General features: G+C 60.0%; 11 protein-coding genes. 5 read left to right on the forward strand and 6 right to left on the reverse strand.

Features of this window, described 5'->3' with window-relative positions:
• Positions 1 to 233: 233 nt before the first annotated feature.
• From ntrC to glnA, 5 genes are all read right to left on the reverse strand, one after another.
• Positions 234 to 1,670, reverse strand: coding sequence for a nitrogen regulation protein NR(I) (ntrC, locus tag IEQ42_RS05980; protein WP_042557208.1), 1,437 nt, complete (start codon positions 1,668 to 1,670; stop codon positions 234 to 236).
• Positions 1,667 to 2,752 (reverse strand): nitrogen regulation protein NR(II), encoded by a 1,086-nt coding sequence (gene glnL / locus IEQ42_RS05985; RefSeq protein WP_150593895.1) that lies wholly within the window; start codon positions 2,750 to 2,752, stop codon positions 1,667 to 1,669. Before glnL ends, ntrC begins: the two co-directional genes overlap by 4 nt.
• Before the next feature lie 231 nt (positions 2,753 to 2,983).
• Positions 2,984 to 3,604: a DUF4124 domain-containing protein gene (locus tag IEQ42_RS05990; RefSeq protein ID WP_210702886.1), complete on the reverse strand. Its 621-nt coding sequence runs from the start codon at positions 3,602 to 3,604 to the stop codon at positions 2,984 to 2,986.
• A complete protein-coding gene (locus IEQ42_RS05995; protein WP_210703097.1) occupies positions 3,601 to 4,113 on the reverse strand; it encodes a DUF4124 domain-containing protein in 513 nt (170 codons plus the stop codon). The genes IEQ42_RS05990 and IEQ42_RS05995 overlap by 4 nt, the downstream gene beginning before the upstream one ends.
• A 336-nt stretch (positions 4,114 to 4,449) precedes the next feature.
• Complete coding sequence (gene glnA, locus IEQ42_RS06000; protein WP_042557212.1) at positions 4,450 to 5,856, reverse strand: glutamate--ammonia ligase; 1,407 nt, start codon at positions 5,854 to 5,856, stop codon at positions 4,450 to 4,452.
• A 327-nt stretch (positions 5,857 to 6,183) separates the two neighbouring features.
• On the opposite strand from glnA, the gene thiI reads away from it, so the two are divergent.
• Positions 6,184 to 7,638, forward strand: a complete 1,455-nt coding sequence (gene thiI / locus IEQ42_RS06005; RefSeq protein ID WP_210702887.1) for a tRNA uracil 4-sulfurtransferase ThiI — start codon at positions 6,184 to 6,186, stop codon at positions 7,636 to 7,638.
• A gap of 139 nt (positions 7,639 to 7,777) precedes the next feature.
• Positions 7,778 to 9,598, forward strand: a complete 1,821-nt coding sequence (typA, locus tag IEQ42_RS06010) for a translational GTPase TypA (protein ID WP_042557214.1) — start codon at positions 7,778 to 7,780, stop codon at positions 9,596 to 9,598.
• Positions 9,599 to 9,900: 302 nt separating this feature from the next.
• Here the strand turns inward: typA and IEQ42_RS06015 are convergent, their stop codons facing one another.
• Positions 9,901 to 10,338, reverse strand: coding sequence for a YkgJ family cysteine cluster protein (locus IEQ42_RS06015; protein WP_042557215.1), 438 nt, complete (start codon positions 10,336 to 10,338; stop codon positions 9,901 to 9,903).
• Positions 10,339 to 10,596: 258 nt separating this feature from the next.
• On the opposite strand from IEQ42_RS06015, the gene IEQ42_RS06020 reads away from it, so the two are divergent.
• The 3 genes from IEQ42_RS06020 to IEQ42_RS06030 all read left to right on the forward strand — a co-directional run bounded on the left by IEQ42_RS06020 (position 10,597) and on the right by IEQ42_RS06030 (position 18,233).
• On the forward strand, positions 10,597 to 13,047 hold the full coding sequence (locus IEQ42_RS06020) for a glycogen/starch/alpha-glucan phosphorylase (protein WP_210702888.1): 2,451 nt from the start codon (positions 10,597 to 10,599) through the stop codon (positions 13,045 to 13,047).
• Between the two features lie 252 nt (positions 13,048 to 13,299).
• The gene (locus IEQ42_RS06025; RefSeq protein WP_210702889.1) at positions 13,300 to 16,872 is read left to right on the forward strand and encodes a DUF2339 domain-containing protein; all 3,573 of its coding nucleotides are present in this window, start codon (positions 13,300 to 13,302) and stop codon (positions 16,870 to 16,872) included.
• Positions 16,869 to 18,233, forward strand: a complete 1,365-nt coding sequence (locus tag IEQ42_RS06030) for a DUF3999 domain-containing protein (RefSeq protein WP_210702890.1) — start codon at positions 16,869 to 16,871, stop codon at positions 18,231 to 18,233. The genes IEQ42_RS06025 and IEQ42_RS06030 overlap by 4 nt, the downstream gene beginning before the upstream one ends.
• Positions 18,234 to 18,339: the final 106 nt, after the last annotated feature.

The following is an 18,339-nucleotide window of genomic DNA, read 5'->3' on the forward strand; positions in this document are numbered from 1 at the left end:
GCTCGATTGCGGGTCAAAGTGCCTTACGGTGGTGCACAAGTTGAATTGCCCTCCCCTCTCCCGGAGGGAGAGGGGACTGACCGAGGGCGTGTCTAAAGAGACACGCCGACCTGAATGTCCTAGTCGAACTCACATTTGGAAGCGACATGAATCGGCTCCCTCTCCCTCGGGAGAGGGCTGGGGTGAGGGGGAGAGATTTTGAGTACACATACGGCCTCAAGCGAACGAGGTTTTTACCCCTCATCCCCCTCATCATCATCCCCGCCATCAACCTTCATCCCCAATTCCTTGATCTTGCGCGTCAGGGTATTTCGCCCCCAACCCAGCAAGACCGCGGCATCACGACGACGCCCGGCGGTGTGCTTCAGAGCCGTCTCTATCATGATCCGCTCAAACGCCGGTACCGCGCTGTCGAGCAGGTTCGACTGGCCACGCGCCAACGCCTGATCGGCCCACTGGCGCAGTGCTTGCTCCCAGTTGGTCACTGGCGCCGAATCCTGCGGCAGGTTGAGCAACTCTGGCGGCAAGTCGCTGATGTGCACTTCGCGCCCGGACGCCATGACCGTGATCCAGCGGCAGGTGTTCTCCAGCTGGCGCACGTTGCCGCCCCACGGCAGGTTCTTCAGATATTCCTCAGTCTCGCTTTTCAGCAACTTCGGCTCCACGGCCAGTTCCTGCGCAGCGCGGCTGAGGAAGTGCCGGGCCAGCGTCGGGATGTCTTCGCGACGATCCGACAGGCGAGGAATGTGGATACGGATCACGTTGAGGCGGTGGAACAAGTCCTCACGGAATTTCCCGGCGTGCACCAGGGTTTCCAGATTCTGGTGAGTCGCGGCGATGATCCGCACGTCAACCTTGACCGGCACATGGCCGCCAACGCGATAGAACTCGCCATCGGCAAGAACCCGTAGCAAACGGGTTTGAGTATCGGCTGGCATGTCGCCGATTTCATCGAGGAACAGCGTGCCGCCATCGGCCTGTTCGAAGCGCCCGCGACGCAGGTTGGCCGCGCCGGTGAACGCGCCTTTCTCGTGGCCGAACAGCTCGGACTCCATCAGGTCCTTGGGGATCGCCGCCATATTCAGCGCGATGAACGGCGAGGCCGCACGCGGGCTGTGACGGTGCAGAGCGTGGGCCACCAGTTCTTTACCGGTACCGGATTCGCCGTTGATCAGCACGGTGATGTTGGAATGACTCAAACGGCCGATGGCACGAAACACTTCCTGCATCGCCGGCGCTTCGCCGATGATTTCAGGCGTGCGGGTCAGTGCTGGCACGACCTGCAGGCCTTGCTGTTCTTGCGCATGCTGATTGGCGCGCTTGACCAGCGACACCGCCTCATCAACGTCGAACGGCTTTGGCAGGTACTCGAACGCACCGCCCTGATAGGAGGCGACAGCGCTGTCCAGATCGGAGTGAGCGGTCATGATGATGACCGGCAGCCGTGGGTGCTGCTCACGAATCCGCGCCAACAGGTCCAGGCCGCTGGCGCCCGGCATGCGGATGTCGGAGATGATCACGTCCGGCTGTTGACGGGCCAGGCGACTCATCACGCCATCGGCGCTATCGAAGCTCTGGGTGGTCATGCCTTCTTGCTGCAGGGCTTTTTCCAGAACCCAACGGATAGAACGGTCGTCATCGACGATCCACACGGTTTCACTACGGCTCATGTCGATGTGGCTCCTTGTTCCAGTGGCAGAAAGATCGAGAACGTGGTGTGGCCTGGATGGCTGTCACATTCGATCAGGCCCTGGTGCTGGCTGATGATGTTCTGGGTGATGGCCAGGCCCAGCCCGGTACCGTCCGGGCGGCCGCTGACCATGGGAAAGAAAATGGTTTCCTGCAGTTCCGCCGGAATGCCCGGGCCGTTGTCGATGATCTCGATCTTGGTCACCAGACGATGGCGGACGTGGCCGATGGTGAACTGGCGCATGGTCCGGGTACGCAAGCTGATGCGGCCCAGACGCAGCTCGTTCTGGCTGCTGATCGCCTGCATCGCATTGCGCACGATGTTCAGCACGGCCTGAATCATTTGCTCGCGGTCGATCAACACGTCGGGAATGCTCGGGTCGTAATCGCGCACCAAGGTGATGCAGCCCTGGCTCTCCGCTTCGACCAGATGGCAGACGCGCTCGAGCACCTCGTGAACGTTGCACATGGCCAACGACGGCAGTTTGTTCGAACCCAGCATGCGGTCGACCAGATTGCGCAGGCGATCGGCCTCTTCAATGATCACGTTGGTGTAATCGCGCAGGCTTTCTTCCGGCAGCTCGCGGGCCAGCAATTGCGCAGCGCCACGGATGCCGCCGAGCGGGTTCTTGATCTCGTGGGCGAGGCCGCGCACCAGCATCTTGCTGGTTTCCTGCTTCGACAGCTGCGCCTCTTCCTTGGTGATCCGCAGCAGGCGATCACGCGGGTGGACTTCCAGCAGGAGCAGGGTCGCGCCGTTGTTGAGGATCGGCGTCACCGCGTAATCCACCGTCAGGGTCTGACCGGTGAGGGCGGTGAGCATGGCTTCGCGCTTGGTGAACGGGTGCGCCTGTTCCACGGCCTGGCGCAACGAATTGAGCGCCTCGGCGGACTCGGTGAACAGCTCACTGATGAACTGCCCATGGCTGCGCTGACCGCTGATGGCCAGCAGCATCTCCGCTGCCGGGTTCATGTACTCGAGGCGCAATTCGGCATCGAGCAAGATGGTGGCGGTGGTCAGGTTATCGAGCAGCAAGCGTGGGATTGCGTCGCTAATAGTCATCAAGGCCTCTTTTGGGGGCGGAGCGTGCGCAAGAAACAAGCGTGTTTAGATAGAAAATGCAAAAACCAAACCAAGGCTCCGAAAAGAAGCGTTCAACCCCTGAAACGGGCGTTTGACGCTCGTTTGCGTGGCGTTATGCCAGCCGGAACGGGAAGTTTCGAACCAAAATGGGATGGAATGTGAGTACGGTGCAGCCTATTGCACCAATATAGTGCGCAAAGCTGAATGGCGTTAGAAAAAACGCAGGAAGGGATTTTTAGGCTCTTCGGGTTTGTCTTTCAGCGGACACTCGGGGCGCACGCCGTAGTCCTCAGTAACGCAGGGCTTGACCTGGCGCTTTTGCGCAAGCGAGATGCGCAGCATGTGGAAGGGCTGGTTGGCGGTGCGCTCGACGGTGCGGCCCTGCGCATCAAGAATTTCTACCGAGAGGCTATGGCTGCCACGGTCGATATTGCTCAGCGGAAAAACCGGGCTGACGCCGGGTTCGCCGGTGGCTTTGCCGTCCAGCAGCAAGCGATACAGATGGCCCTTTTGCAAGCCGGGCTCGCTGGTGACGCTGACGATCAGCTCACCGGCACTGCTGCGAATGGTCGCGTCGGGCTCGGGCACCAGAACGCGCAGCATGTCGTAATGGAACGGTGGTTGTTCCGGCGATTTTTTCGCGGTGGTCATCGGCACAGCCGTGGGGGTAGCCGGCATGCGATTACTGGTGGCCAGCGGCACCCGCTTGGCGTTGCCGCGTGGCTGATCGGTGTAGACACGATTGCCCTGCGCATCGATATAAGTGAACACCTCGGCCGAGGCGTGCAGCGCTGTCATGGCCAGCGCGGCGATCAGCCATGCGCGGATCATGGCTTGTGCACCCGTTGCACGGTGAAAACTACTGGCGGGCTCTGCTGGACGATCGTTTCGCCGTCGATCACCTGCACGGCCAGACGATGTTTGCCGCGATCGACATTCACCAGTTGCAGGATTGGCACGTTGCTCGGCTGCCCGTAAGGCTCGTCGTCCAACACCAGTCTTAATTGATGCGGCGGTTGCAGGCGCGGCTTGATCAGCACATTGACAGTGAAGGTGCCGTTGTTGACGCGTAGGGCTTCTTCAGTGGGCAGGCCGGCCAGTTCCAGCACCTGATAAGCGTTGCGCTCAGGCTGGCGATTGTCCGTCTCGACCGCTGGCGGCGTGCTCGGCGATTGCGATTCGACACGGTTGAGCGGCGGCAACTCCACCGGCTGCGCGTCGACGCCGTCCGGCGAATGATCGCTGTAAACCGTGTGGCCGTTGGCGTCGGTGTATTTGTAGATCTGCGCGTGGGCGGGCAGAGCGAACAACAGGAGAAGGTAGAGATAGGTGCGACTCATGAAATCGACCGGATTGGAAACGATGGGGTGCAGCATAGGCCAGTCCCGGCGGTTGGCCCAACTTGGTACATATCTGGTAATGCCCTCACCCTAACCCTCTCCCGGTGGGAGAGGGGACCGACGGTGTTGATCTCTCGGGTTACATCGACCTGAAAGACCATCCTGTCCGTAGGCTTGGTAGTGGAGTCGCAGGTCAGCGTAGAACACCCAGTCACCCCGGTCAGTCCCCGCTCCCTCCGGGAGAGGGTTAGGGGGAGGGGTTTTTTGATCTGCAATAAAAAAGGCCTCCCGAAGGAGGCCTCTTTTTGTCACGCCGCGTAGCGCGGCGCTACCGGATCAGCAGCTGTAGTACAGCTCATATTCCAGTGGGTGTACGAAGGTGCGGACCTTGATTTCTTCTTCGGATTTCAGCGCGATGTAAGCGTCGATGAAGTCGTCGGAGAACACGCCGCCCTTGGTCAGGAACGCACGGCCCTTGTCCAGCTCTTCCAGGGCTTCTTTCAGGCTGCCGCAAACTTGTGGGATCTCTTTGGCCTCTTCAGGCGGCAGGTCGTACAGGTTTTTGTCAGCGGCATCGCCTGGGTGGATCTTGTTCTGGATACCGTCCAGGCCGGCCATCAGCAGTGCTGCGAAAGCCAGGTACGGGTTGGCAGCCGGGTCCGGGAAACGTGCTTCGATACGACGGCCTTTAGGGCTGTTGACGTAAGGAATACGGATCGACGCGGAACGGTTGCGAGCCGAGTAGGCCAGCATTACCGGCGCTTCGAAGCCTGGCACCAGACGCTTGTAGGAGTTGGTGGCCGGGTTGGTGAAGCCGTTCAGTGCCTTACCGTGCTTGATGATGCCGCCGATGAAGTACAGAGCGGTTTCGGACAGGCCGGCATAGCCTTCGCCAGCGAAGGTGTTCTTGCCATCTTTGGAGATGGACATGTGTACGTGCATACCCGAACCGTTGTCGCCGTACAGCGGCTTCGGCATGAAGGTAGCGGTGCGGCCGTAAGCGTCGGCAACGTTGTGTACAACGTATTTCAGAGTCTGAACTTCGTCAGCTTTCTTCACCAGGGTGTTGAACTTGACACCGATTTCGTTCTGACCGGCAGTCGCCACTTCGTGGTGGTGAACTTCAACGGTCTGGCCCATTTCTTCCAGTGCGTTGCACATGGCAGTACGGATTTCGTGGTCGTGGTCGAACGGCGGAACCGGGAAGTAGCCACCCTTGATGCCTGGACGGTGACCCTTGTTGCCGCCTTCGATGTCCTGGTCGGACATCCAGGAACCTTGCTCGGAGTAGATCTTGAACATCGAGCCGGAGATGTCCGACTTGAATTTCACTTCGTCGAAGATGAAGAATTCTGGCTCTGGGCCGGCGAAGACGGTGTCACCGATACCGGTGGTCTTCAGGTATTCCTCGGCGCGGTGAGCAATGGCGCGCGGGTCGCGATCGTAGCCTTGCATGGTCGACGGTTCGATGATGTCGCACACCAGGATCAGGGTGGCGTCTTCGGTGAACGGGTCGAGAACGGCAGTTTCGTCGTCCGGCAGCAGAATCATGTCGGAGGCTTCGATGCCTTTCCAGCCAGCGATGGAGGAACCGTCGAACATCTTGCCGACTTCGAAGAAGTCGTCTTCCAGCGCATCGCGAGCCGGCATGGTCACGTGGTGCTGAGTGCCTTTGGTGTCCGTGAAGCGCAGATCAATCCACTTGACGTCATGATCTTTGATGAGTTGAACCGACTTCGACATAGTGTCCTCCGGGTGAATTAGGGCGGGTAGTGGATGCCCTTAATAGTGGTGATGCCGGCGCGAATACTCTGCCAAGGCAACCTGCCTCACAAGGGAGCAAATTGCATGCCAGTGCCCCAGCATGGGTTTTATGCCCCATATTCACGCTTATTAAGGTGCAAAACCTCTTAATTCAGAAATTATCGCCCTCTAATGTAGCGCCTTGATCTGAAAATGACCCGTTTTGGTGCATGCAAAACCTTCTGCACATTAACTGGTTAAACCTTGAGCAATTTCCGCTATAATCCGCGCCCCCCTTTTTCGGCTGGCCCTGCGCGCGCTGTTTTCATGAAACTAATCGTAAAAGTCTTCCCCGAGATCACCATCAAGAGTCGACCTGTCCGGACGAAATTCATCCGCCAGTTGGCCAAAAACATCCGCGCCGTGCTCCGCGATCTGGACCCGGCTGTGGTGGTGAACGGTGTGTGGGACAACCTCGAACTGGAAACCCGTGTTACCGACGCCAAAGCCCTTAAAGAGATGGGCGAACGCCTGACGTGCATGCCGGGCATCGCACACTTTTTGCAGATCGACGAGTACCCGCTGGGCGACTTCGACGACATCACCGAGAAGTGCAGACAGCACTACGGCGATGCGCTGGCGGGCAAGGTTTTCTCGGTGCGCTGCAAACGTGCAGGCAAGCACACGTTCAGCTCGATGGACGTTGAAAAATACGTCGGCAGCAAGCTGCGCCGTGAGTGCGGCGCCGCCGGAATCGACCTGAAAAAGCCGGAAATCGAAGTCCGAATGGAAATTCGCGACAAACGGTTGTTTGTCATCCACAGCCAGCACAACGGCATCGGCGGTTACCCGCTCGGCGCTTTGGAGCAGACGCTGGTATTGATGTCCGGCGGCTTTGACTCCACCGTTGCGGCCTACCAGATCATGCGCCGCGGCCTGATGGCGCACTTCTGCTTCTTCAATCTGGGCGGTCGTGCCCACGAATTGGGCGTGATGGAAGTCGCGCACTTCATCTGGAAGAAGTACGGCAGCTCGCAACGCGTGCTATTTGTCAGTGTGCCGTTCGAAGAAGTGTTGAGCGAAATTCTCGGCAAAGTCGATAACAGTCATATGGGCGTCGTATTGAAGCGTATGATGTTGCGCGCGTCCTCTGTCATCGCCGACCGCCTGAGCATCGATGCGCTCGTCACCGGCGAAGCGATCTCCCAGGTATCGAGCCAGACGCTGCCGAACCTGTCGGTGATCGACTGCGTGACCGACAAGCTGGTGCTGCGCCCGCTGATCGTTGCGCACAAACAGGACATCATCGACACGGCCAACGAAATCGGCACTGCCGATTTTGCCCGGCACATGCCGGAGTACTGCGGGGTCATCTCGGTCAATCCGAAGACTGCCGCCAAGCGTGGCCGCGTTGAACACGAAGAGAAAGAATTCGACATGGCGGTGCTCGAGCGTGCGCTCGCCAACGCCAAACTGGTCGCCATTGATCGAGTCATCGATGAATTGGGCCAGGACTTGCAAATTGAAGAAGTCGGTGAAGCGCTGGCCGGTCAGATCGTCATCGACATCCGTCACCCGGATGCCGCTGAAGATGAACCGCTGGAGCTTGCCGGCATAGAGGTACAGACGATGCCGTTCTATGCAGTGAACGCACGTTTCAAGGAACTGGACCCTACTCGCCAGTACCTGCTGTATTGCGACAAAGGCGTGATGAGTCGCCTGCATGCCCACCATTTGCTCAGTGAGGGGCATGCCAATGTGCGCGTTTATCGACCGAGCTAAGTGCCCGGGGCTGTTTGCCTGTGGCCTGCGTCACCGGCCCCCCGACACCGCCGTCAAGCTGTAACGGCCATGCCGGACACTACTGCTAATCGCTGCCAAGACTTGTCAGCAAACCGAATCCTCTGATCGAGATACACAAGTGATCGAAAATCTACGCAACATCGCCATTATTGCCCACGTTGACCATGGTAAAACCACCCTGGTAGACAAACTCCTGCGTCAATCCGGCACTCTGGAGCGCAACGAGCTCAACGACGAGCGCGTGATGGACTCCAACGACCAGGAAAAAGAGCGCGGTATTACCATTCTGGCGAAAAACACCGCCATCAACTGGAACGGCTACCACATCAACATCGTGGACACCCCGGGCCACGCCGACTTCGGCGGCGAAGTTGAACGTGTAATGTCGATGGTTGACTCCGTTCTGCTGCTGGTTGACGCCCAAGACGGCCCTATGCCGCAAACCCGTTTCGTGACCAAGAAGGCTTTCGAAGCCGGCCTGCGTCCGATCGTGGTCATCAACAAGGTTGACCGTCCTGGCGCGCGTCCGGACTGGGTTCTGGACCAGATCTTCGACCTGTTCGACAACCTCGGTGCTACCGAAGAACAACTGGACTTCCAGGTTGTTTACGCCTCGGCCCTGAACGGCATTGCCGGTCTGGATCACACCGACATGGCTGAAGACATGACCCCGCTGTACCAAGCGGTAGTCGACCACGTTCCAGCGCCAAAAGTTGACCGTGAAGGTCCGTTCCAGATGCAAATCTCGGCACTGGACTACAACAGCTTCCTGGGTGTTATCGGCGTTGGCCGTATCGCTCGTGGTAGCGTCAAGCCGAACACTCCGGTTGTTGCTATCGGTGCCGACGGCAAGAAGCGTAACGGTCGTATCCTGAAGCTGATGGGTCACCACGGTCTGCACCGTATCGACGTTGAAGAAGCTTTCGCAGGCGATATCGTTTGCGTCAGCGGTATGGACTCGCTGTTCATCTCCGACACCCTGTGCCACCCGGACACTGTCGAGGCGATGAAGCCTCTGACCGTCGACGAGCCAACCGTTTCGATGACCTTCCAGGTAAACGACTCGCCATTCTGCGGTAAAGAAGGCAAGTTCGTGACGTCCCGTAACATCAAGGACCGTCTGGACAAAGAGCTGCTGTACAACGTTGCTCTGCGCGTTGAAGAAGGCGACACCGCTGACAAGTTCAAGGTTTCCGGCCGTGGTGAGCTGCACCTCTCGGTACTGATCGAAACCATGCGTCGCGAAGGCTTCGAACTGGCCCTGGGCCGTCCGGAAGTGATCATTCGTGAAGTAGACGGCGTCAAGCAAGAGCCGTTCGAAAACGTGACCATCGACATCCCTGAAGAAGCTCAGGGCAAAGTGATGGAAGAGATGGGCCTGCGTAAGGGCGACCTGAGCAACATGGTGCCGGATGGCAAAGGCCGTGTGCGTCTGGAATACAACATCCCTGCTCGTGGTCTGATTGGTTTCCGTAACCAGTTCCTGACCCTGACCAACGGTGCTGGCATCCTGACCTCGATCTTCGATCGCTACGACACCGTCAAGTCGGGCCACATGTCCGGCCGTCAGAACGGCGTTCTGGTTTCGGTTGAAACCGGCAAGGCTCTGACCTACTCCCTGGAAACCCTGCAGGCGCGTGGCAAGCTGTTCGTTGAACACGGTCAAGAGATCTACACCGGTCAAATCGTCGGCCAGAACAGCCGCGACAACGACCTGGGTATCAACCCAACCAAAGGCAAGAAGCTCGACAACATGCGTGCTTCGGGTAAAGACGAAACCATCGCTCTGGTTCCACCAGTGAAGTTCACTCTGGAACAGGCTCTGGAATACATCCAGGAAGACGAGCTGTGCGAAGTTACTCCTAAGTCCATCCGTCTTCGCAAGAAGATCCTGGACGAAAGCGAGCGTACCCGCGCTGCCAAGAAAGCCAAGATCTAAGTATTTAGTTCAGGCTTAATGAAAACGCCCCCGGTCGCGAGACCGGGGGCGTTTTTGTTTGTCTGGGGTTTGTGCAGAAGATCAAGAGCCCCTCACCCTAGCCCTCTCCCAGAGGGAGAGGGGACTGGATCGGGGGCTGATCGGGGGATGCTTTAGCGATACGCCGACCTGATCGGGCTGTACCGAATCCATAACCGACCGGGTGTTTCAGGTCGATGTACGGCGCAAGACAACTCGGTCGGCTCCCTCTCCCTCGGGAGAGGGCTGGGGTGAGGGGCTGGATCTAAAACCCTGCGCAAATATCAGAACTTCTCGATCGCCCGAAAATTCTGCTCGCGCACGACTTCCTTCGGCTTGTACGCGCAATACCCCGGCCGTGGGCCAATCTTCGGGTGGTTGCGGCAAGTGTCCGGGCGCTTGTCATAAATGGTGCATAGGCGGCTCTTACGATCCAGGTAGTAGCAATCGTTGTTGCTCATGCGCTGGAGGGTGAAGATGCCCGACTTCTGGTTGAAGCGTTCAACCAGGCCTTCCTTTTGCAAACGCTTGGCGATGTTCTTCGGCGGATCGCCCAGTTCGAACTCGTCGACCACGCCGATGCGCACCAGATCCTTGATCTTGACCTCGACCGGCAGCGTGCAGCAGCTGGAGATACAAGAGCCACACATCGGGGCCGTATATTTGGCCCACGTATCGAGACGATCGATCTCGGCGGCGGCAATCAGGTTGGGCTTCATCATCGGGAGTTACCAGGCATGTGCATCAGGGCGCGCGATCATACCGGGACTGGTGGATTTTTGAACAACCTTTCGCCAGATTTTTTCTGCATGCAGGCATTTTGCCGAACAATTCGGCACGGCCCCTGCATTCATTAGCTCATCCGCCAGGGTAATGCCGGGCCATCTCACTGTCTCAGGAAATACTGCCGAACCAGAGCCTCCGCCGTCGGTCAGACCGTCTAGGCTCAGACAATTCCCCGCTCGCCCGAGGTCGTATCAATGACTCAAGAACCACTAGTTCGCGAAGCAGAGGTGGCCGCATTCCGCGACGCCGTCTTGACCAAACTCACCTACGCGGTGGGCAAAGACCCTGATCACGCCTTCGACCATGACTGGTTCGAAGCCATTGCGTTGGCCGCGCGTGATCACATGGTCGAGCACTGGATGGACCACACCCGGCAGATCTACCGCAAAGGTCAGAAGCGGGTGTATTACCTCTCGCTGGAATTCCTCATCGGCCGCTTGCTCTACGACAGCCTGAGCAACCTTGGCCTGCTCGATGTGGCGCGTGAAGCCCTGACCGAACTCGGCGTCGATCTTGAGCGCATCCGCCTGCTGGAGCCCGACGCAGCGCTTGGCAACGGTGGCCTCGGCAGACTGGCGGCGTGCTTCATGGAAAGCATGTCGACCCTCGGCATTGCTGGCCACGGTTACGGTATTCGTTATGAGCACGGTTTGTTCCGCCAGGCCATCGTCGATGGCTGGCAGCAGGAGCAGACCGAGCACTGGCTGGATTTCGGCAACCCGTGGGAGTTCGAGCGTCCGGAAGTCGCCTACCCCATCGGCTTCGGTGGCAGTGTGGAAACCGTCATCGATGCCAGCGGCCAATCCAGGCAAGTCTGGTCACCCGCCGAGACCGTCCGCGCAATTGCCTACGACACACCGGTAGTCGGTTGGCGCGGGGCGAGCGTCAATACCTTGCGCCTGTGGCGTGCGCGGGCGATGGAAGATCTGCACCTGGAACGTTTCAACGCTGGTGACCACCTGGGCGCCGTCGCCGAAGTGGCCCGTGCCGAAAGTATTTCCCGCGTGCTCTATCCGGCGGACAGCACGGAGGCCGGGCAGGAACTGCGCCTGCGTCAGGAATACTTCTTTGTCGCCGCTTCGTTGCAGGATTTGCTGCGTCGCCATCGCAACACGCACACCTCGGTGCTGACCCTGGGCGATCACGCTGCCATCCAGCTCAACGACACGCACCCCTCGATTGCCGTCGCCGAACTGATGCGCCAATTGGTCGACGTCTACGACGTGGCATGGGATGCGGCGTGGCAAGTGACGGTCGATACGCTCTCGTACACCAACCACACTTTGCTGCCCGAAGCGCTGGAAACCTGGCCGGTCGGTTTGATGGAACGCATGCTGCCACGGCATATGCAGATCATTTACCTGATCAACGCCCAGCACATCGATTCGCTGCGCGCCAAGGGCATTCATGACTTCGACGTGCTGCGCGCGGTGTCGTTGATTGAAGAGGACAACGGTCGTCGGGTGCGCATGGGCAACCTCGCGTTTCTCGGTTCGCACAGCGTCAACGGCGTGTCCGGGTTGCACACGCAACTGATGCGCAAAACCGTATTCTCCGAGCTGCACAAGCTTTACCCGGAGCGGATCAACAACAAAACCAACGGCATCACCTTCCGCCGCTGGCTGTACCAGGCCAACTCCGAGCTGACGTCGATGCTGGTTGATGCCCTCGGCCCGGACCTGCTCGACAACCCTGAAGAACGTCTGCTGGACCTGGAGCCATTCGCCGAGAAACCCGCGTTCCGCAAAGCCTTCGCCGAACAACGTCTGCACAGCAAAAAAGCCTTGGCCCATCTGATTCATGAACGGCTGGGGGTCGCGGTCAATCCGGCGGCGATGTTCGACGTGCAGGTCAAACGGATCCACGAGTACAAACGCCAGTTGCTCAATCTGCTTCACACCGTGGCATTGTATCAGGCGATTCGCGCTGAGCCGGAAGTCGACTGGGTGCCGCGCGTGAAGATCTTCGCCGGTAAGGCGGCGGCGAGTTATCACCAGGCCAAGTTGATCATCAAGCTGACCAACGACATCGCCCGGGTGGTGAACAACGATCCGACCGTGCGTGGCCTGTTGAAAGTGGTGTTCCTGCCTAACTACAACGTCAGCCTCGCGGAGAGCATTATTCCGGCGGCGGACCTTTCGGAGCAGATTTCCACGGCCGGTTTCGAGGCGTCGGGCACCAGTAACATGAAGTTCGGCCTCAACGGTGCGCTGACGATCGGCACCCTCGATGGAGCCAACGTGGAGATGTGCGAGCGCATTGGCGCCGAGCACATGTTCATCTTCGGCCTCAGCGCCCAGCAGGTTGAAGCACGCAAACAGAACCATGAGTTCAGCGCTGCGCCGGACATCGCGGAGTCCCATCGCCTCAACGATGTGTTGCAAGCGATCCGCAGCGGCGTGTTCTCGCCGGATGACACTTCGCGCTATACCGGGCTGATCGATTCGCTGGTGGACTACGACCGCTTCCTGGTCTGCGCCGACTTCGACTCCTACTGGGAGGCGCAGAAGCGTGTCGAAGCGCATTGGCATGACGCTGATAACTGGTGGCGTTCGGCGGTGTTGAATACATCGCGGATGGGCTGGTTCTCGTCCGACCGGACAATCCGCGAGTACGCCACGGATATCTGGAAGGCGCTGGAGTAACTTTCCGCAACAAAATGTACGCAAGGCCCAACGGTTGTTGGGCCGGATCGATATACTGAGCGCCGGTCAGTGCTGGTTCAGGCACAACATAGCCACTGTGGGAGCGAGCCTGCTCGCGAAAGCGGTTTGTCAGTCAACATTTCTGTTGAATGTGACAACGCTTTCGCGAGCAGGCTCGCTCCCACAAGGTTTGTGCCTAGACTGATGCAATTGCCGGACTCGCCCCCTGTGGGCCGCTTAGGGATATCGACCATGCAATGGATGTTCATGTTGATCGGGCTGGTGCTCGGCTGGCTGCTCGACGAGTCGCTCAGTGATGCGCTGTTGGGTGCGCTGCTGGGTCTGGCGATTGCTCAGACGATCCGCATCGCGCGCCTGGGCACGCAGATGACCGAGCAACAGCACCAACTTGAACAGGTCAGGGAGGCTTTGCAAGGCGTTGCGCAGCGTCTGTTTCTGCTGGAAGGCTCGCCTTCTCATGCGGTGACACCGCCAGGCGTTGAACCGGTCAGTGAGCCTGTCGACATCGTCGAAGACGCCCCGGCACCCGAACTGGTTTGGGAACTGCCGCCCGAACTTGAGCCAATATCCGCCGTCGCCAGCGAAGCCGGTCAACCATTGCCGGACGATGTCTGGCGTCTGGACGCCGTCACTACCGAACCCAAGCAACCCGCCGAACCCCGTGGCCCGAACCTTGTCGAGCGCGGCATCAGCGCTGCACGCAATTGGTTGTTCGGTGGCAACACCGTGCTGCGTGTCGGCGTGGTGCTGTTGTTTTTCGGTCTGGCGTTTCTGCTGCGTTACGCCACCGAAGGCATGGTGGTGCCAATCGAATTGCGTTACGCCGGGGTCGCGGCCGCGGCATTGGGTCTGCTGGCGCTGGGCTGGTGGCTGCGCCAGCGTAACAACGGCTACGCATTGATGTTGCAAGGCACCGGGATCGCGGTGCTGTACCTGACGGTGTTTGCGGCGATGCGATTGCATCCGCTGCTTGATCCGTCCGCCGCGCTGGGTTTGCTGGTGGCGGTCACGGTGTTCTCGGCGATCCTCGCCATCACGCAAGATGCGTTGGGCCTGGCGGCCGCGGCTGCGCTGGGTGGTTTCGCCGCACCGATCCTGACCTCGACCGGCGCCGGCAACCATGTCGCACTGTTCAGTTATTTCGCGCTGCTTAATGCCGGCATTCTCGCCATCGCCTGGTTCAAGGCCTGGCGCCTGCTCAACCTGATCGGTTTCGTCGGCACCTTCGGCATTGGCTTCGCCTGGGGCCTGCGCTCGTACGCGCCGGAACTGCTGTGGAGCACCGAGCCATTCCTGATTCTGTTCTTCCTGATGTACCTCGCCATCGGCCTGCTGTTTGCCCGGCGTAAATTGCTCGATATGCCTGACGCTCCTGCGGACGGTGATCGCGAGGCGCTGCTGCACTGGTCGGCGCGCAAGGGCGATTACGTTGACGGAACGATGCTGTTCGGCCCGCCAATCGTGGGCTTCGGGTTGCAGTTTGCGCTGGTCCAGCATCTTGAGTTCGCCGCCGCATTCAGTGCCCTGGCGCTGGGCATGATTTACATGGGCCTGGCCAAGGTGTTGATGGGCGGGCGCGCGGTACTGCTGGGCGAAACCTGTCTGGCACTTGGGGTGATTTTCGCCAGTCTGGCGATTCCGCTGGGCCTTGATGCACGCTGGACGTCGGCGGCATGGGCGGTGGAGGGCGCAGGGATTTTCTGGCTGGGCTTGCGTCAGCATCGACCGTTCGCCCGGGCCTTTGCGTTGTTGCTGCAGTTCGGTTCTGCGCTGGCGTTTCTCAGCCAATTGAATATCGGCGAAAGCAGCCTGCTCGATGGTGCTCCACTGGGCGCGTTGATGCTCGGCGCGGCGCTGTTGTTCAGCTTCTATCAACTGCGCAAAGCCACGCCGGAGCAGGCTTCGCCCTGGGAGCGCCAGGGGTTGCCGGTATTGGCGTGCCTGGGCCTGACGTTCCTTTATCTGCTGGCGCCGTTGTTCTTCTTCATTCAGGGCACGGCGATCAGTTGGGCGTTGGCCGGTCTGGCGACCTTGTTTGTAGGCCTGCGGCTGCAATCGCGCACGTTCCTGTTTACCGCGTTCGGCGTGCAATTGCTCGGCGGTGCGTTGTTCCTGCTGCGGCTGCAGGGCGCTGGCGACGATTCGGCGGCGGTATTCAGCGCCGGCTGGAGTGGTCTGCTCAGCGCATCCTTGATCGGCCTGGCGCTGATCGCCGGCATGCTTTTGGCCGCTCGCGACGAAATGGTGCGCGGCGACGTACGCCTGTTGCGCGGTTTGTCGGTGGTGCTGCTGGCCGGTCTGGTGCTGATCAATCTGGCGGTGTTGTTTGTCCTGCCGTGGCAAACGGCGAGTGCGGTGTGGGCCGCCAGCGGTTTGCTGATTATCTGGCTGAGCCTGTACCTCCAACAGCGTGTGAGTTTTGTCTTCGGACTGCTGTTGCAGGTGATCGGTGGCGCGGCGTTCTTGCTCGCCGGCCCCGAGTTGCTCGGACCGTTGTCTGGCGAAGGTCTGAAGCCGTTGGCCCATGGCGGGTTCTGGACGCCGCTGGTGCTGGGGCTGGCGGCGATGATCGGTGCCTGGCGCCTGCAACGGGGCAATCACGCTTCAGCATTTGATGCGCTGAGTTTGCAGCGTCTGTCCCAAGTCTTGCTGGTATGGGGCGCTGGTTGGTGGGCGTTGGCGTGGGTCAGTGAGGTGCTGCGTTTTGCACCGGTGACTCTGCAAGGTACGTTACTGCTGTTGGTGGCGGCGTTGAGTGTTCTGTTGTGGACGCTGCTGTCGCTGCGCTTGAAGTGGCCGGCGCTGGGCTTGCTTTGCACGCTGCTGATCCCCGCGGCAGGCTTGGTGTTGCTGGCGGCCTGGCACTCGCGTTATCACCCGGCGGCAGACTTCGGCTGGGTGGCGTGGACGTTGGTGTTCGCTGTGCACTTCTTCAGCTTGCGCCGTTTGGCGCCAACGCTGCCGGCACGAGCCTTGAGCACCGCCCATGTGCTCGGTTGCTGGCTGCTGATCGGCGTGCTCGCGTTGGAGCTGCGCTACGGCTTGCTCCTGTTGTCCGAGCAATACAACGCCTGGCGCTGGTTGGGTTGGGCGCTTCTGCCGAGTCTGTATCTGTTGCTGGCGGCAGCACCGCGCAACTGGCCTTGGCCGGTGGCGGCGTTCGCCCGCGAATATCGTCTGTATGCCGCCGCGCCTTTGGCAGTGTTGATGCTTGCGTGGTTCTGGCTGGCCAACGGGGTCAGCGATGGCAACGCGGACCCATTGCCGTACGTGCCGCTGCTCAATCCGCTGGAACTGGGTTTGCTGTTCGCCTTGTTCGGCGTTTACGTCTGGTCACGCAGCGCAGTTTCGCAGCTGTCGATCCGTCAGGACTACGCCGATTACGCCACGCAACTGGTCGCCGGGGTTTCACTGTTCGCTTTCTGCACCGCGTTGGTGACCCGCGCTGCGCACCACTGGGCCGGCATTCCATTCGAACTCGATCAACTGCTCGCTTCTATGCTGGTGCAGGCCGGGTTGTCCATCGTCTGGACGCTGATGGCGCTGGGACTGATGATCGGCGGACACCTGCGTCATCGTCGCGAAGTCTGGCTGATCGGTGCAGCGCTGATTGCGCTGGTGGTGGCCAAACTGATTTTTGTCGAACTGAGCAACCGTGGCGGCCTCGCCCGGATCGTCTCGTTTATCGGCGTTGGCGTATTGCTGTTGGTGGTGGGCTACTTCGCGCCGCTGCCACCCAAACGCATCGAAGCTGACCCGGCGGCGCAAAAGCCAGCCCCGGAAACCGAAGGAGTTGCATCTTGAGTCGCATGCTGAATCTGGGGTGGTTGGCGTTGGGCGTGGTGATGGTTGCCGGCGCTCAGGAAAAACCGGCGGACTTCGCCACGCAGGTGCCGCTGTCGGTGACGGGCGATGGGCCGTGGTATCGCCTGGAATTGCCGCTGAGCGCGCAATTGCAGGCGCGCCAGACCGATCTCAGTGACTTGCGTGTATTCAACGCTGCCGGCGAACCACAGGCCTACGCCTTGGCCCGCGAATCGGCGAAAACCCGCGACGACGGCCAGTTGCACGAGGTGAAGTGGTTCCCGCTGTACAACGCCGCCGACGCCACGGAGCGCGCCCCCAACGTCCGGGTGCAATCCACCACCAACGGCACGCTGGTTGAGGTGCAGCCATCCAGTCAGTTGGAGGCGGGTGAAGAAGTGCTGCGCGGCTGGTTGCTCGATGCCAGTGCGATCAAGGCACCGTTGCAGCAGTTGATCCTCGACTGGACCAGCGAGCGCGATGGCTTCCAGCGTTTCAGCATCGAGGCCAGTGACGACTTGCAGCGTTGGCAGCCGTGGGGCGAGGGGCAGGTGGCGCGGCTGACCTTTTCCGATGAGCGGATCGAGCAGCATGAAGTGACTTTGCCGGGGCAATCGGCGCGTTATCTGCGACTGCTCTGGGAATCGCCGAATTCGGCACCGATCCTGACCTCGGCCCAGCTGAAAAGCAGCGACCCGCGTAACGTGCCGCTGCCGTTGGTCTGGTCGCAAGCGTTGGCGGGCAGTAGCAGCAAACCCGGCGAATACACCTGGCAGTTGCCGATGGGGCTGAATGTCGAGCGGGTCCAGGTCGAGCTGAAGCAATCGAACAGTCTGGCGCCGGTAACCTTGGCGGGCCGACGCGAGAGCAGCCTGCCGTGGCAGATGTTGAGCAGCGGTCTGCTCTATCGCCTGACGCAGAATGCTCAGGACGTGGTGCAGAACGAATTGCAGCTGTACGGGCAAACCGTGCAGCAGTTGAAACTGACCGTGGATGAGCGCGGCGGCGGTTTGGGTGAACAGGTGCCGAGCCTGAAATACGCAGTGCGGGCGACGCAGGTGATCTTCCTTGCGCGCGGGGAGGGCCCGTACAGTCTGGCGTTGGGGAATCCGAATGTGAAAACGGCGAATCTGCCGTTGACGACGCTGATACCGGATTTCAAACCGGAGAAACTGGCGACATTGGGCAAGGCGATGGTTCAGGGGGATGTGGTGGCTACCCAGTCATCGACCGCGACCACAGCTGCCGTGGCTGGGACCCATTGGAAGAAGATCGGGCTGTGGGCGGTGTTGTTGCTGAGTGTGGTGTTTCTTGGGGCGATGGCGTTCAGCCTGTTGCGCAAGCCGCCGACCAATTCCTGAGAATGGCCGGCGCTGCGCGCCATTCGCGAGCAGGCTCGCTCCCACAGTTGATCTTCGGTGGTACGAAATTTGTGTTCGCTCGAGATCCCCTGTGGGAGCGAGCCTG

This window comes from Pseudomonas iridis, from assembly GCF_017980685.1.
Lineage (GTDB): Bacteria > Pseudomonadota > Gammaproteobacteria > Pseudomonadales > Pseudomonadaceae > Aquipseudomonas > Aquipseudomonas iridis.